This is a genomic window from Bradyrhizobium sp. HKCCYLS20291 (assembly GCF_051167715.1).
In the GTDB taxonomy this organism is placed as follows: Bacteria; Pseudomonadota; Alphaproteobacteria; order Rhizobiales; family Xanthobacteraceae; genus Bradyrhizobium.
In genome coordinates this window covers 84,925-98,587 of sequence record NZ_JBNPTO010000001.1, presented here as the reverse complement: position 1 = coordinate 98,587, position 13,663 = coordinate 84,925, and the positions used below count along the sequence as shown (strand labels likewise).

Annotated in this window: 14 protein-coding genes; 8 read left to right on the top strand and 6 right to left on the bottom strand. The window is 66.5% G+C overall.

The features are described 5' to 3' along the window. Nucleotides 1–30: 30 nt before the first annotated feature. From ACQR07_RS00380 to ACQR07_RS00370, 3 genes are all read right to left on the bottom strand, one after another. Entirely contained in the window at nucleotides 31–375 is a 345-nt protein-coding gene (locus tag ACQR07_RS00380; RefSeq protein WP_434866740.1) for an AzlD domain-containing protein, read from the bottom strand. After that, nucleotides 372–1,118 (bottom strand): AzlC family ABC transporter permease, encoded by a 747-nt coding sequence (locus tag ACQR07_RS00375; RefSeq protein ID WP_434900421.1) that lies wholly within the window; start codon nucleotides 1,116–1,118, stop codon nucleotides 372–374. Before ACQR07_RS00375 ends, ACQR07_RS00380 begins: the two co-directional genes overlap by 4 nt. 103 nt (nucleotides 1,119–1,221) lie before the next feature. Continuing rightward, the gene (locus ACQR07_RS00370) at nucleotides 1,222–2,184 is read right to left on the bottom strand and encodes a transglycosylase SLT domain-containing protein (protein ID WP_434900420.1); all 963 of its coding nucleotides are present in this window, start codon (nucleotides 2,182–2,184) and stop codon (nucleotides 1,222–1,224) included. A 159-nt stretch (nucleotides 2,185–2,343) separates the two neighbouring features. On the opposite strand from ACQR07_RS00370, the gene ACQR07_RS00365 reads away from it, so the two are divergent. Together ACQR07_RS00365 and ACQR07_RS00360 are read left to right on the top strand one after the other, a co-directional pair. Further along, nucleotides 2,344–3,279, top strand: coding sequence for a glycine reductase (locus ACQR07_RS00365; protein ID WP_434900419.1), 936 nt, complete (start codon nucleotides 2,344–2,346; stop codon nucleotides 3,277–3,279). A gap of 114 nt (nucleotides 3,280–3,393) precedes the next feature. Then, on the top strand, nucleotides 3,394–3,864 hold the full coding sequence (locus ACQR07_RS00360; protein WP_434900418.1) for a PEGA domain-containing protein: 471 nt from the start codon (nucleotides 3,394–3,396) through the stop codon (nucleotides 3,862–3,864). Between the two features lie 7 nt (nucleotides 3,865–3,871). Here the strand turns inward: ACQR07_RS00360 and ACQR07_RS00355 are convergent, their stop codons facing one another. Next, nucleotides 3,872–4,882, bottom strand: a complete 1,011-nt coding sequence (locus ACQR07_RS00355; protein ID WP_434900417.1) for a carbon-nitrogen hydrolase family protein — start codon at nucleotides 4,880–4,882, stop codon at nucleotides 3,872–3,874. A gap of 189 nt (nucleotides 4,883–5,071) precedes the next feature. Between ACQR07_RS00355 and ACQR07_RS00350 the strand changes: the two genes are divergently transcribed. Further along, a complete protein-coding gene (locus ACQR07_RS00350) occupies nucleotides 5,072–6,028 on the top strand; it encodes a helix-turn-helix domain-containing protein (protein ID WP_434900416.1) in 957 nt (318 codons plus the stop codon). A 53-nt stretch (nucleotides 6,029–6,081) separates the two neighbouring features. Beyond that, nucleotides 6,082–6,243 (top strand): hypothetical protein, encoded by a 162-nt coding sequence (locus tag ACQR07_RS00345; protein ID WP_434900415.1) that lies wholly within the window; start codon nucleotides 6,082–6,084, stop codon nucleotides 6,241–6,243. A gap of 13 nt (nucleotides 6,244–6,256) precedes the next feature. On the opposite strand, the gene ACQR07_RS00340 is transcribed toward ACQR07_RS00345, so the two are convergent. Next, a complete protein-coding gene (locus tag ACQR07_RS00340) occupies nucleotides 6,257–7,213 on the bottom strand; it encodes a LysR substrate-binding domain-containing protein (protein WP_434901033.1) in 957 nt (318 codons plus the stop codon). A 94-nt stretch (nucleotides 7,214–7,307) separates the two neighbouring features. On the opposite strand from ACQR07_RS00340, the gene bla reads away from it, so the two are divergent. The 4 genes from bla to ACQR07_RS00320 all read left to right on the top strand — a co-directional run bounded on the left by bla (nucleotide 7,308) and on the right by ACQR07_RS00320 (nucleotide 11,002). Next, the gene (gene bla, locus ACQR07_RS00335) at nucleotides 7,308–8,195 is read left to right on the top strand and encodes a class A beta-lactamase (protein ID WP_434900414.1); all 888 of its coding nucleotides are present in this window, start codon (nucleotides 7,308–7,310) and stop codon (nucleotides 8,193–8,195) included. A gap of 169 nt (nucleotides 8,196–8,364) precedes the next feature. Then, a complete protein-coding gene (locus ACQR07_RS00330; protein ID WP_434900413.1) occupies nucleotides 8,365–8,703 on the top strand; it encodes a c-type cytochrome in 339 nt (112 codons plus the stop codon). Nucleotides 8,704–8,802: 99 nt separating this feature from the next. Then, entirely contained in the window at nucleotides 8,803–10,227 is a 1,425-nt protein-coding gene (locus ACQR07_RS00325) for an MFS transporter (RefSeq protein WP_434900412.1), read from the top strand. A gap of 10 nt (nucleotides 10,228–10,237) precedes the next feature. After that, nucleotides 10,238–11,002 carry a sulfite exporter TauE/SafE family protein gene (locus ACQR07_RS00320; protein WP_434900411.1) on the top strand — a complete coding sequence of 255 codons (765 nt, stop codon included), beginning with the start codon at nucleotides 10,238–10,240 and terminating at the stop codon, nucleotides 11,000–11,002. A 72-nt stretch (nucleotides 11,003–11,074) separates the two neighbouring features. On the opposite strand, the gene clpA is transcribed toward ACQR07_RS00320, so the two are convergent. Beyond that, nucleotides 11,075–13,468: an ATP-dependent Clp protease ATP-binding subunit ClpA gene (gene clpA, locus ACQR07_RS00315; protein WP_434900410.1), complete on the bottom strand. Its 2,394-nt coding sequence runs from the start codon at nucleotides 13,466–13,468 to the stop codon at nucleotides 11,075–11,077. Between the last annotated feature and the right edge of the window lie 195 nt (nucleotides 13,469–13,663).

Here is a 13,663-nt window from a genome sequence, read left to right as displayed (position 1 = left end):
CCGGCCGCACCGCAATTGCGGCCGCGCAAGTCAGCCGAGCCACCATTTGCCGGCCAGCATGACCGCTTCCCCGCAGATGACACCGGCGAAGATCGAGCGGCGCGTCGCCAGGAACGCCGCGAGGCCTGCGACGACGGCGCCATAACGGAGGCCCCAGGGCACGCTGGCGAGCGCGCCCGGCGGCTGTACCAGGATCTGGGCAATGACGCCGGCCAGGATCGCGGTCGCGACCGCCTTGACCCACATCAGCAGGTCCGAGCCCTCGTCGAGGCCGCTGCCAAACCACAGCCCGAGCAGCCGCCAGATCTGGTTGGGGATGACGCCCGCCACCAGCAGCACGACGAGCGCGTGCCAATCGCCGATGAAATCGCTCATGCCGCCTCCCGCCGCTCGCGCCATTTGTGGACGCTGAATGCGAGCGTGCCGGCGACGACGCCGCTGACCAGGATGTCGACGCCGCTGTTGAGCTGCGCAGCCACTGGATAGAGCACGAGACCGAGGCCGAGCGCGAGCACGTCGGCCAGCTCCTTCGCATTGCGCAAGGTCGAGAACAGGAAGGCCAGCGGCGTCAGCAGCAGCACCGCGGCGCCGAAGGTCTGCGACAGGTTCGCGGCCAGCAGATAGCCGATGATGGTTGCCACCAGCGCCACCCCCATCAGCCCCGAGCCGAGGCCGTGCACGAAGGCGATGCGGCGCTCGCGCGGCACATGCGGCAGGAAGCGATAGCATTCCACCCACAAGGTCACCGCGGTGAAGTGGGCGATCAGGACCAGATGCCGCCGCTTCGTCGTGGGCCCCCGGATCAGCGGCAGCACCGCCACGACCATCGGAAACAGCCGGATCGCGCTCATGGTGACGGCGATCGCCGATTGCAGAATCGTTTGGCCGGAGCCGAGCGTCGAGACCAGGATGATCTGCGCCGGGCCGGCCCAGACCAGCACCGTGCTCAGGATCGCCCAGAGCATGCTGAAATGAGTGTCGTGGGCGAGCGCGCCGATGCCGATGAAGGTGACGAACAGCACCACCGACAGGATGGTCGCCGACGTCGCGCGCAGCCCCCAGCCGAACGCGCGGAGCGAACCATGCCATTGCGGCGAATCGAGTGGAGGAAGTGTCACGGGCGGCCCAGCGGAACGGACCGCGATAAGGCTGGCGAAAGCGCCTCTCGTCAACCATCATCGGGCGCGCGTGGCTCTGCAGCCTGCGCAAGCCGCCCGTTCGTCAGGCCCGGTTGCGCAGCACGAAGCAGGCGCCGCCAGCGCGGCGAATGCGCGTGCACAGTTGGTCTGCCTCGGGCCGGGTCTCGGCGCCGATCCGTACCTGATAGAATGCGCGGTTGCCGCGCGAGCGCATCACCGACGACAGCAGGCTCGGGTCGCGGCCGGCGATCACGGTGCCGAGCTCCTTGATCGCGCGCGAGTACATCGACAGCGCCCGGTTGCGGTCGAAGCCGGCGGCCAATTGCACCCCCCAGGGCTTGGCTGCGGCCAGGGCGACGTGCTGCTCGAGCTCGCGAACGAACGGATTCGGCGCACGCTTGAGCAGCGCCATCAGCTGATGACAGGAGGTCGGCGGCGGGCTCGGCGGCGTCTTGCCGCCCTTCCCGGCCGCGGCCCAGTCGTCGATCGAGGAGCCGGTGATGACCGAGACGTAGTTGCGGGTTTCCCAGGGCATCTGGCCCTTGCCGGCCAGCCAGTCCTGCACGCGGCGCGGGCCCGCATTGTAGGCGGCCGCAGCCAGGCCGAGATTGCCGAACTGATTGCGCAGTTCGGCGAGGAACTCCGCCGACTTCGGCAGCGCCTGCACCGGGTCGAATGGATCCAGCAATGCGCGCTCGCTCGCGGTGCCCGGCATGAATTGCGCAATGCCCTGGGCGCGCTGACCGCTCCGCGTCACCGGTCCGACCGCATCGCTCTGGAAGCGGCTTTCCTGCCAGATCACGCGGGCGAAGAATTCCAGTGGCAGGTCGTTGGCCTTGGCCGCGGCTTCGATGATCATGCACAGCGCCTCGCGCGTGCCGCTCTCCTTCGGCTCGTCCCGCTTTGCGGCCGCATCCTTGGAGCCCTGCTGCGCCGGCTCATCCTTCACCAATGGCCAGACGGTCTCGCCCTCGTTGGCCGCGACGATGTCGGCGGTCGTGACGAGGAGACAGGCAACCACCCCAAGAGAGCGCAAAGCAGCCAAGATCGAAATGCTCACGGAAATGATGAAAAACCGGCCGGCCTGGCTGCCGGAGAAACCCGCTAGACAAAGCTTCAGCATCCCTCCGGTTCCAAGGCGCGGCGCCTTGACACGGAAGGCCACGCCAGTAGCAATCGACCGATCTCCAGGGGAGAGCGACCGATGACTGCTACGTCCGACGACCCACTCGGCTTTGCGCCCGACGAGGCGGCGCCGCTGTCCTACATGGCGCGGACGCGCGACTACTATCTCGCGATCGGCTACGACACGCCCTATCGATGGGCGCACTACACGTCCGCGCCGTTTCAGCCGCTGCGCAAACCGCTCGCGCAATCGCGGGTCACGATCGTGACGACGGCTGCCCCGTATGATCCGGCCAAGGGCGATCAGGGTCCCGGCGCTGCCTACAACGGCAGCGCCAAGTTCTACGCGGTGTATGACGGCGACACGTCAGCGCGACACGATTTGCGCATTTCCCATATTGCGTATGATCGCGTGCACACCTCGGCGCAGGATTCCGGCACCTGGTTTCCGCTGCCGCAACTCATCCGCCTCGCGGGCGAAGGGCGTATCGGCGCGGTCGGGCCGCGCTTCTTCGGCGCGCCGACCAATCGCAGCCAGCGCGTCACCATCGAGACCGATGCGCCTGAAATTCTCGCCCGCTGTCGCGCCGACGCGATCGATGCCGTCGTTCTGGTGCCGAACTGTCCGGTGTGCCATCAGACCGTGAGCCTCGTGGCGCGCCATCTCGAAGCCAACGGCATCGCCACCGTCGTCATGGGCTGCGCCAAGGACATCGTCGAGCACGCGGCGGCGCCGCGCCTGCTGTTCTCGGATTTTCCGCTCGGCAATTCCGCAGGCAAGCCGCACGACATCGCCTCGCAGGCCTTCACTCTCGAGCTCGCACTACGCGTTCTCGAGAGTGCACCAGCCGCACGAACGACCGTGCAGTCGCCGCTGCAATGGAGCGACGATCACGGCTGGAAGCGTGACTACAGCAATCCAACCCTTCTCGCGCCGGAAGAACTCGCACGCCGGCGCGCCGAGTTCGATGCCCAGAAGGCGATCGCGCGCGAGGCCCGAAAGACGCAGGTCTGAAAGACACACTCGGCCGAAACTCGGCCCTATTATTCTTCGGATTAGGCTGATTGCGCTTGCCGTCGCGCTCCAGTTGCGCTTGAGTTCCCCCGGGGTCCATGGGGAAAGTACCAAATGAGAGTTGTTGTGCTGGTGGCGCTTTGCGCCACCCTGGGTGGTTGCGCGTCGGTGACCCGAGGTACAACCGAGACGATCAGTGTTGCATCCACTCCCTCCGGCGCGGAAGCGACGATCGCCGGCCTGGAGGCGCCGATGAGCTGCACCACGCCGTGCTCGTTCGTGGCCAAGCGCAACGCCGACATCTCCGTGACCATCGAAAAGCCGGGCTATGAGACCCAGATCATCCCGCTGCAGAAGGATATTCCCACGGCAGGCGCAGCCGGCTTTGCCGGCAACCTGCTGCTCGGCGGCGTGATCGGCATGGGTGTCGACGCCGCAACCGGCGCGGCGACCGACCACAAGCCGAACCCGGTGATCGTCACCCTGCAGCCGCGGATGGCGGCGCCCCCCGTCGCGCGCCAGCAGCGGCCACCGCGGCGTGGTGCGCCAGCGCCGGCCCCTGCGCAGCCGGAGGCCGGGACCTAGCGGCCGGTCACCCGGTCGCCGCCTCCCCGGGCGCCACCGTATCCACCGGCAGCGCAAACGGCTCGACTCGGCTCAACGGCTTCTTGTTGAGCAGCAGCCGCGTCACGTCGGGACGCGAATAATGTCCGGCTGGATCGGCGGCGTTCTTGGCGATGCCGATCATGCCGAGGTCTATCTCGGCGATCAGCAGCCCTTCCTGGTCCGGCGGCAGCTTCTCGACCAGCGAAGAGCCGTCGGGACCGAAGATCGCGGCGTGACCGCCGCCGACATGCAGCAGCGCGTGCTTGTCCGGCCGGTCACACAGCTCGTCGATCATCGCCTGCGAGACGGTGGCGCATGGCGCCAGCACGAAGCACGAGCCCTCGACCGCGTAGACCCGCGACGCCGCGTTGTTGACCTCGGCGCCGAGCGCAGGCGCAAACGGGTCGTACAGCGAGAAGCTCGGCCAGGATGCGACGTGCACCTGCTCGTTCTGAGCATACATCGCGTATTTCGACAGCGGCTGCAGATGCTCCCAGCAGCACAGCGCGCCGATCCGGCCGATGTCCGCGCGGTCATGCACGGCGAGATCGCTGCCGTCGCCCTCGCCGTAAACGGTGCGTTCGGCATGGGTCGGGCGCAGCTTGCGGCGCTTCGCGATGGTCTCGCCGTCGGGGCCGATCAGCCATTGGGCGATGTACAGGCTGCCGCCGTCACGCTCCGACAGGCCGAGCACGGCCGTCAGCTTCGCCTTGGGCACCGCAGCGCGTAGCGCCTCCGCCTGCGGACTGTCATAGGCCAGCGAGTTGTCGAAATAGCGCTGCACGAAGCCGCGGCCGATGCACCAGGCTGGTGAATCCATCCAGATGTGCCAGGGATAGCCCGGGATGAACACCTCCGGGAATGCGATCAGCTTGGCGCCCTTGTCGGCCGCCTCCTCGATCAGGGCGATCGTCTTCTTGATCGAGGCGTCGAGGTCGAGCCAGGCCGGCGCCGCCTGCACCACGGCCACCTTGTATTTCGGATGTGCCAGTCCCATCGCTCGTCTCCCCTGTTCCGGATAGCGGCTGCGCCGCCGTTCACTCGGGGAGTATTGACCTGCGTCGTCATTCGCGCTCGTCTTGCAGGGAACGAAAACTCGACTGCGCTTGGCCCAGCGCGACCAGCGGCGCGAAATTTGCTGCATTTCCGACCGTTCATTGTCACAGGTGCAAGGGGAGACCGAGCGATGCCGGTCCTGTTCACCACGGAGGGAAGCCCGGGCCACCGCCGGCTGGCGCTATGGCAGGACATCGTCTGCGACGTTTATGTCGGGCTCGATTGCGCTTCCGATCTGGGCAGCGCCTTTCGCGGCTCGGTGACGCACAGCAAGCTCGGACGCGCCGTCTGCTCCGAGGTCGCATCCGACCGGCAGCGCGTGCACCGCACGTCGCAGCGCATCGCGCGGGCGGACGCCGACTACGTTCTCGTCGCGCTCGGACGGGAGGGGATCGGCGGCGTGACCCAGGACGGCCGCGACACGGTGATCCGGCCGGGCGAATTTGCGATCTACGACACGACGCGACCTTATGAGCTGCAATTCGATGCCGCCTTCCGGCAGACGGTGTTCAAGCTGCCGCGCGAGATGTTGCAGCGCAGGATCGGCGCGACGGAAGCCCTGACGGCAATCACTTTCGGCAGCGATAGCCCGCTGCAACCGCTCGCCTACGACTTCATCATCAGGCTCTGCGAGCGCGCCGACCAGATCGGCGCCGAGCATGCCGAACGCCTGTCGGACCAGGCCGCCGATCTCCTGGCCATGACCTTGGCGGAGCGGCTTCGCACCCAGCCTTTGCCCGCATCCAGCCATCGCGCAGCGCTGCTCTACCGCATCAAGGCGCATGTTCGCACCCGCCTGTCCGATCCCGACCTGTCGCTGCCGCAGGTCGCGCGCGAGCTCGGCCTGTCGGCGCGCTATATCAACGACCTGTTTTCCGACGAGGAGCTGTCGTTCCAGCGCTTCGTGCTTGCGGAGCGGCTGAAGCTGAGCCGGCGCGACCTCGCCTCCCCGGCGCTGGCGCACCGCCAGATCAGCGACATTGCCTTCAGCTGGGGCTTCAACGATCTCTCGCATTTCGGCCGCGTGTTCCGCGAGCAGTTCGGCCTGTCGCCGCGTGAGTGGCGGCGCAGCCGTTCTTCGGGCTAAGCTCCGGATGAGGCCTGCTCCGTCGCGGGCGGCCCGTTGCCGGGACCGGTCGAATGCGCCGCTTCGCCATGAAGGCCCTGTTTTCGCTGCTGACCCTGCAGCGCGACGATGAAACCGAGCTGCGCTGGGACCGCATCGTCATGATCGGCTCGACGCTGGTGACGCTCGGGCTCATCGCGCTGTACGCTTACGGCAAGGCCGAAGGCCGCTGGTAGGCGCCGGCACGGCTCACCCCGAGGTCTTGCTGCGAAGACGTTTCGCTGCTCGAGGCTGAAGCTCTTGCTCGATCACGCCCCGCACACGGCTCAGCGGCTCGGCCCGCGCGGCCTCGATCAGCCAGTCGCGGAAGGCGCGCATGCCCGACGTCGGCTCTTTCGACTTCAGCCATGTCAGCCAATACGAGCCCGCAGCGATTTCGGCCGCGAACGGCCGGGCCAACCGCCCCGTCTCCAGCTCGCGGCTGAACATGGCGATCGGGACGAGGCCGACACCAACGCCGCGCGCCGCGGCCTCGGCCATGGCGACCGAGCTGTCGAAGATCGGCCCCTGGATCATCGGGCACGGTGCGCCCGTCACTGCAAACCATAGTGGCCACTCCTCGGCCCTGTAGGAGCGCAGGAGGTTTTCGCGCGCGAGGTCGGACGGCTTGCGCAGACGGCTCGCTGTGGCGGGATGACAAATCGGCGACAGCGGAGCGGACATCAGATGGATCGCCTCGGTGCCGTGCCAGGAGCCGTCGCCGAAGCGAAGCGCGATGTCGAGTCCGTCTCCAGCCATGTCGACGCGGTTGTTGTTGGTGAGAAGGCGCAGGTCGATATGGGGATGCGCATCTCTGAAAAGGTCGAGACGCTGCAGCAGCCATCCCGTTGCGAAGGTGCCGACGCAACCGACGGTGACGACCTCGCGCGCTTCCTTCGCCTCGATCCGATCGATCGCGCTGCTGATGCGGCTGAACGCATCGTTGAGGACGGGAAACAGCGCGAGGGCTTCGTCGGTCAGCGTGAGTCCACGCGGCAGTCGCCTGAAGAGAGTGGCGCCCAACATCTGCTCGAGCTGCTTCACTTGATGGCTGATCGCGGTTTGCGTGACTCTGAGCTCCAAGCCAGCCTTGGTGAAGCTCAGATGACGGGCTGATGCTTCGAAGGCTCGCAGGGCGTTCAGCGGGAGATGACTGCGGATGGGCATGATGGCCAAGTTCACCTCATGGCTCGACGAATAAATCATCGTTTGTAAGTCGTCATCTCGTTCGGCAGTTTCGCGCCGTCACGGGAGAATGAACATGCTGACGAGACGGCATCTTGGTCTTGGAGTCCTCGGAATCGCGGCTTCGGCGAGCGGGCTGCGACCGCCGGTCGCGAAAGCGGCGGAGGGCCAAAGGGATTTGGCTGCGGAACTCGCCCGCATCGAGCGCGAGAGCCAGGGCCGGCTCGGCGTCGCGGTGCTCAATTCCGGAAGCGGGTTCACGGCAGGGCTACGCCAGGCCGAACGCTTCCCGATGTGCAGCACGTTCAAATGCCTGGCTTCGGCCGCGGTCCTGAAGCGCATCGACGGCGGTGAATTGCGACTCGACCAGCGCATCCCGTTCGAGGCGAAGGATCTGGTGACGTATTCGCCGGTGACCAAGGACCACGTCGGAGATGGCATGACGCTCGCCGAACTCTGCGAAGCCGCGCTGACCCGGAGCGACAACACGGCGGGCAACCTGCTGTTGCGGCAGATCGGCGGTCCTGCCGGGCTGACGCGATTCGTGCGCTCGATCGGCGACGAGATCAGCCGCCTGGACCGTTGGGAAGTCGAGCTCAACGAGGCGCTGGCCGATGACCCTCGCGACACGACCAGTCCGGCGGCCATGCTGCAAAACCTGCGCAAGCTGCTCCTCGGCGATGTCCTGTCGGCTCATTCGCGCCAGAAATTGACGGACTGGATGATCGCCAACAAGACCGGCGACGCACGGCTGCGGGCCGGCGTGCCTCATGACTGGCGCGTCGCCGACAAGACGGGATCAGGTGAGCGCGGAACGGCCAACGACGTCGGCATTTTATGGCCGCCGGGTCGCAAGCCAGTTCTCCTCACGGTCTACCTGACCGGCTCGCAGGCCTCGCCAGAGGAGCGCAGCGCTACGATCGCGAAGGTCGCGCGGGTGATTGCCGAGGCCGTCATGGGATAGGCCCGGCGAGTCTGGGCTCCCCGCCCCTACAGCGGGACGACGAAACGCGGCTGCGCTCGGATCGCATCATCCTGGCCGCATCCCCGGTCGTAACCCTTGCCCCGTCGTGCTCTACGTCTAAGCGAGGGTAGCCGGGACGTCAGTTGCCGGGACCGGGCGGGAGTGCGGCATGAAGATGCGAGTGGGACTTGGACTGGTACTGCTGGGCGTCCTGATGGTCCCAAGCCATGCGCTGGACAGCGAGCAGAAGCGTGGAAAAGCGCTCTTGCAAAGCCTTTGCAGCCGATGCCATGCCGTAGGTCCCACCGGCGCCAGCCCGCATCCGGACGCGCCACCGTTCAGGACCTTCGGTGACAGCAAGCTCTACGACGAGGATTTTGCGTTGCGGCTGCAGACCGGCCTGTCGACGATCCACAAGGACATGCCGAGCTTCCAGTTCGATCGGCCCGAGGCAGAGGCCGCCGTCAATTATCTCAAGGCCATCCAGGTCCGCAACAGGCGGCGGTGACGCGTCGGCGCGCCTGCCTGGCTTGGAACAGGGTTTGTGCGCTGCGGTTTGCCGTGCCCCTTCTCTTTCCGCCGCCCGGCCGCGGCCGGAGCCCGTACGATGACGCCACCGAGCAAGGTCCTGCACGCCGACGGGCTTCCCCTGCCCCAGCGGACCTGGGCCATCGTGACGATCGCGCTCGGCATCGTGCTCGCCGTGGTCGACGGCGCGATCGCCAACGTGGCCCTGCCCACCATTGCGCGCGACCTCAATGCCAGTCCCGCCTTCTCGATCTGGATCGTCAACGGCTATCAGCTCGCGGTCACGATCTCGCTGCTGCCCTTGGCCTCGCTCGGCGAGATCATCGGCTATCGCCGGGTCTATCTCGCCGGCCTCGTGCTGTTCACCGCCGCCTCCGCCTTCTGCGCGCTCGCCGACGGCCTGCTGCTGCTGACGCTCGCACGCATCCTGCAGGGGTTCGGCGCCGCGGGGATCTTGAGCGTGAACTCGGCGCTGGTGCGCTTCACCTATCCGCACACCCTGCTCGGACGCGGCATCGGCATCAACGCGATGGTGGTCGCGGTCTCAGCTGCGGTCGGTCCGACGATCGCCGCCGGCATCCTGTCCGTCGGCAGCTGGCCCTGGCTGTTCGCGATCAACGTGCCGCTCGGCATCGTCACCTTCGTGTTCGGCTTCCGTTTCCTGCCGCATACGCCGCGCGCGCCGCACATGTTCGACTGGCAGAGCGCGGCCTTGAGCGCGGTGACGTTCGGCTTCCTGATCGCCGCAGTCGACAGCCTCGGTCATGGCGAGGCGCTGGTCACCTGCGCCATCGAGTTCGTCGTCGCGGTCACCGCGGGCGTATGGCTGGTCTACCGGCAGACCCACATGGCCTCGCCGCTGCTGCCGCTCGACCTGCTGCGCATCCCGGTCTTCGCACTGTCGATCGCGACCTCGATCTCGTCATTCTGCGGCCAGATGCTCGCCTTCGTCGCGATCCCGTTCTATCTCGAAAGCCACTTCGGCTATTCACCGGTGCAGATGGGCCTCTTGATCACGCCGTGGCCGATCGCGGTGGGCTTGACCGCCCCGCTTGCCGGGCGGCTCGTCGAGCGGGTGCCGGCCGGCCTGCTCGGCGGCATCGGCCTCGTGATCTTTGCCTGCGGGCTTGGCGCGCTCGGCCTGCTGCCGCGCGAGCCGCAGGCCTGGGACGTCGTCTGGCGCATGGCGCTGGCGGGCTGCGGCTTCGGGCTGTTCCAGACGCCCAACAACCGCACGATGATCGCGGCCGCCCCGCGCGAGCGCGCCGGCGGCGCCAGCGGCATGCTCGGCACCGCCCGCCTGCTCGGCCAGACCACCGGCGCGGCGCTGGTCGCGATGTTTCTCGCCATCGATCCGGCCGACGGCACCCGGCTGTCGCTGCTGACCGGCGTCGGCTTCGCGCTGGTCGGCGCATTCCTGAGCATGCTCAGGCTCTCGCCGGCCGGTTCGCGCGGCGCCGAGCGCGTGCGGATCCACGAGGGCCAGCGGCTGAAGGGCGAATAGGCCAACGATCATGATCATCGACTGGACGATGCTCGCTCTGCTCGCGCTCGCCGCCTTCGGCTCCGGTATCGTCAACGCGCTCGCCGGCGGCGGCGCGTTCCTGACCTTCCCGACGCTGCTCGCGGCCGGCATCCCCGCGATCGACGCCAATGCCTCCAGCACGGTGGCGCTCTGCCCCGGCCAGTTCGTCAGCGCCTTCGCCTCGCGCGATATTCTAACGGACACCAAGGCGCCGTGGCGCCGCGACCTCGTGCGGCTGTCGATCATCAGCCTGATCGGCGGCACCTTGGGCGCCGTGCTGCTGCTGGTGACGCCGTCGGCGGCGTTCAGCCGGCTCGTGCCCTGGCTGCTGCTGTTCGCCACCGCCGTATTCGCCTTCGGCATGCGTTTTACGCCGAAAGACGGCAAGCCCTGGCTCGGCCCGCTGACCATTCAGGCCGTGCAGTTCGTGATCGCGATCTATGGCGGCTATTTTGGCGGAGGCATCGGCATCCTGATGCTGGCGGCGTTGGTGTTCTACGGCATGCGCGACATCCGCGCGATGAACGGGCTGAAGATCTGGCTGGCCGCGCTGATGAACATCATGGCCTCGATCATCTTCGCGTTCTCCGGCCGCGTGCATTGGCTGGAGACGCTGACGATGATGTGCACGGGCATGCTCGGCGGTTTCGTCGGCGCTCGGCTCGGCCGGATCATTCCACCCGCTTATGTTCGCCGCTTCATCATCGCGGTCGGCTGTGGCCTCACCGTCTACTTCTTCATCAAGCCGGCCTGAGCAAAAACATTTCGGCCAACGAAAAAGGCCGGCGTGAGCCGGCCTTTCGCATTCCTGGATCTCGTCGAGACGTTACGCCTTGACCAGCGGCCCCTTCGAGGCCGGGCCCTTCGAGCCGCCACCGCCGCCGGACTTCGGCTTGCGCTTGCGCGCCGCCGGGACCTCCGACTTCGGCGAGACCGGGCCATCGACGAACTCGAAGCCGATCTTCTCGTCGACGCCGGACTCGTCCTTGACGAGGACGACGCGGACGTGGCCGCCGCCCTTCAGCTTGCCGAACAGCACCTCGTCGGCCAGCGGCTTCTTGATGTGCTCCTGGATCACGCGGCCCATCGGACGCGCGCCCATCTGCTCGTCATAGCCGTGCTGGATCAGCCACGCCTTGGCCAGCTCCGACAGCTCGATCGTCACGTCACGATCGGCCAGCTGAGCCTCGAGCTGCAGCACGAACTTCTCGACCACCATTCCGATCACCTCGACGTTGAGGTGCGCGAACGAGACGATCGAGTCGAGACGGTTGCGGAATTCCGGCGCGAACTGCCGGTTGATCGCCTCGTGGTCGTCGCCTTCCCGCTTGGCGCGGTGGAAGCCGAACGCCTGCTTGGCCATGTCGGCGGCGCCCGCATTCGTGGTCATGATCAGGATCACGTTGCGGAAGTTGACCTGCTTGCCATTGTGGTCGGTGAGCCGGCCGTGGTCCATGATCTGCAGCAGCACATTGTACAGATCCGGATGCGCCTTCTCGATCTCGTCCAGCAGCACCACGCAATGCGGATGCTGGTCGACGCCATCGGTCAGCAGGCCGCCCTGGTCGAAGCCGACATAGCCGGGAGGTGCGCCGATCAGGCGCGACACCGTGTGCCGCTCCATGTACTCCGACATATCGAAGCGCAGCAGCTCGACGCCCAGGGTCGAAGCCAGCTGCTTGGCGACCTCGGTCTTGCCGACGCCGGTCGGACCCGAGAACAGATAGCAGCCGATCGGCTTCTCCGGCTCGCGCAGGCCGGCGCGCGCCAGCTTGATCGAGGCAGACAGCGAGTCGATCGCCTTGTCCTGGCCGAACACGACGCGCTTCAGGGTCTGCTCGAGATGCTTGAGCACCTCGGCATCGTCCTTCGACACGCTCTTCGGCGGGATCCGGGCCATCGTGGCGATCGTGGTCTCGATCTCCTTGATGCCGATCGTCTTCTTGCGCTTGTTCTCGGCGAGCAGCATCTGCGCCGCGCCGGATTCGTCGATCACGTCGATCGCCTTGTCCGGCAGCTTGCGGTCGTGGATATAGCGCGACGATAGCTGCACCGCGGCCTCGATGGCCTCGTTGGTGTACTTCAGCCGGTGATAATCCTCGAAATACGGCTTGAGGCCCTTCAGGATCGCGATCGCATCCTCGACCGACGGCTCATTGACGTCGATCTTCTGGAACCGGCGCACCAGCGCGCGGTCCTTCTCGAAGTGCTGGCGATATTCCTTGTAGGTCGTCGAGCCCATGCAGCGGATCGAACCCGAAGCCAGTGCCGGCTTCAGGAGGTTCGAGGCATCCATGGCGCCGCCCGACGTCGCACCCGCACCGATGACGGTGTGGATCTCGTCGATGAACAGGATCGCGTTCGGATGCGCCTCGAGCTCCTTGAGGACCTGCTTCAGCCGCTCCTCGAAGTCGCCGCGATAGCGCGTGCCGGCCAGCAGCGTTCCCATGTCGAGCGAGAACACGGTGGCCGCCGACAGCACCTCAGGCACCTCGCTGTCGACGATGCGCTTGGCGAGGCCTTCGGCGATCGCGGTCTTGCCGACGCCGGCCTCGCCGACGAACAGCGGATTGTTCTTCTGGCGCCGGCACAGCACCTGGATGGCGCGGTTGATTTCGGAATTACGGCCGATCACCGGATCGATCTTGCCGTCACGAGCCTTCTTGTTGAGATTGACGCAATAGGTTTCCAGCGCCTCGCCCTTTTTCTTGGTGTCGTCGTTGCCCTTGGTCTCGGTTTCTTCGTCGACGCCGCGCACGGGGCGCGCTTCGGAGACGCCAGGACGCTTGGCGATGCCGTGGCTGATGTAGTTCACGGCGTCGTAGCGCGTCATGTCCTGCTCCTGCAGGAAATACGCGGCATGGCTTTCGCGCTCGGCGAAGATCGCGATCAGCACGTTGGCGCCGGTGACCTCTTCGCGGCCGGACGATTGAACGTGGATCACGGCGCGCTGGATCACGCGTTGGAAACCGGCGGTCGGCTTGGCGTCGTCGCTGCCGTCCGTGACCAGGTTTTCGAACTCGGTTTCGAGATAGTTCACGAGACTGCCGCGCAGCTTGTCGAGGTCGACGCTGCATGCGCGCATCACGGCCGCTGCATCGCTGTCATCGATCAAGGACAAGAGGAGATGTTCCAATGTCGCGTATTGATGATGACGCTCGTTGGCAATCGCCAGCGCACGATGCAGGGATTGTTCAAGGCTTTGAGAAAAAGTCGGCATGCGCGTCCTCTGTGGCCCCCTGCCATCATGATCGCCGCCGCCCGGTCAGGCAACAACAACCTTTGTCAAATATAGTTATAACCGAGTGCGACAAAAGACCGTCCGAACGCCTCGATTACGGGTTCACCGGATCGTCAATGCAAGACCCGTTCCGGACATGACGCCCGCACACGGCGCCGGCGCGGCCGTTCGCGG

Coding starts and splice junctions, on each gene's coding strand:
- ACQR07_RS00380 (WP_434866740.1), bottom strand. CDS start 375: ATGAGCGATTTCATCGGCGATTGGCACGCGCTCGTCGTGCTGCTGGTG.
- ACQR07_RS00365 (WP_434900419.1), top strand. CDS start 2,344: ATGACTGCTACGTCCGACGACCCACTCGGCTTTGCGCCCGACGAGGCG.
- ACQR07_RS00360 (WP_434900418.1), top strand. CDS start 3,394: ATGAGAGTTGTTGTGCTGGTGGCGCTTTGCGCCACCCTGGGTGGTTGC.
- ACQR07_RS00355 (WP_434900417.1), bottom strand. CDS start 4,882: ATGGGACTGGCACATCCGAAATACAAGGTGGCCGTGGTGCAGGCGGCG.
- ACQR07_RS00350 (WP_434900416.1), top strand. CDS start 5,072: ATGCCGGTCCTGTTCACCACGGAGGGAAGCCCGGGCCACCGCCGGCTG.
- ACQR07_RS00345 (WP_434900415.1), top strand. CDS start 6,082: ATGCGCCGCTTCGCCATGAAGGCCCTGTTTTCGCTGCTGACCCTGCAG.
- ACQR07_RS00340 (WP_434901033.1), bottom strand. CDS start 7,213: ATGCCCATCCGCAGTCATCTCCCGCTGAACGCCCTGCGAGCCTTCGAA.
- bla (WP_434900414.1), top strand. CDS start 7,308: ATGCTGACGAGACGGCATCTTGGTCTTGGAGTCCTCGGAATCGCGGCT.
- ACQR07_RS00330 (WP_434900413.1), top strand. CDS start 8,365: ATGAAGATGCGAGTGGGACTTGGACTGGTACTGCTGGGCGTCCTGATG.
- ACQR07_RS00325 (WP_434900412.1), top strand. CDS start 8,803: ATGACGCCACCGAGCAAGGTCCTGCACGCCGACGGGCTTCCCCTGCCC.
- ACQR07_RS00320 (WP_434900411.1), top strand. CDS start 10,238: ATGATCATCGACTGGACGATGCTCGCTCTGCTCGCGCTCGCCGCCTTC.
- clpA (WP_434900410.1), bottom strand. CDS start 13,468: ATGCCGACTTTTTCTCAAAGCCTTGAACAATCCCTGCATCGTGCGCTG.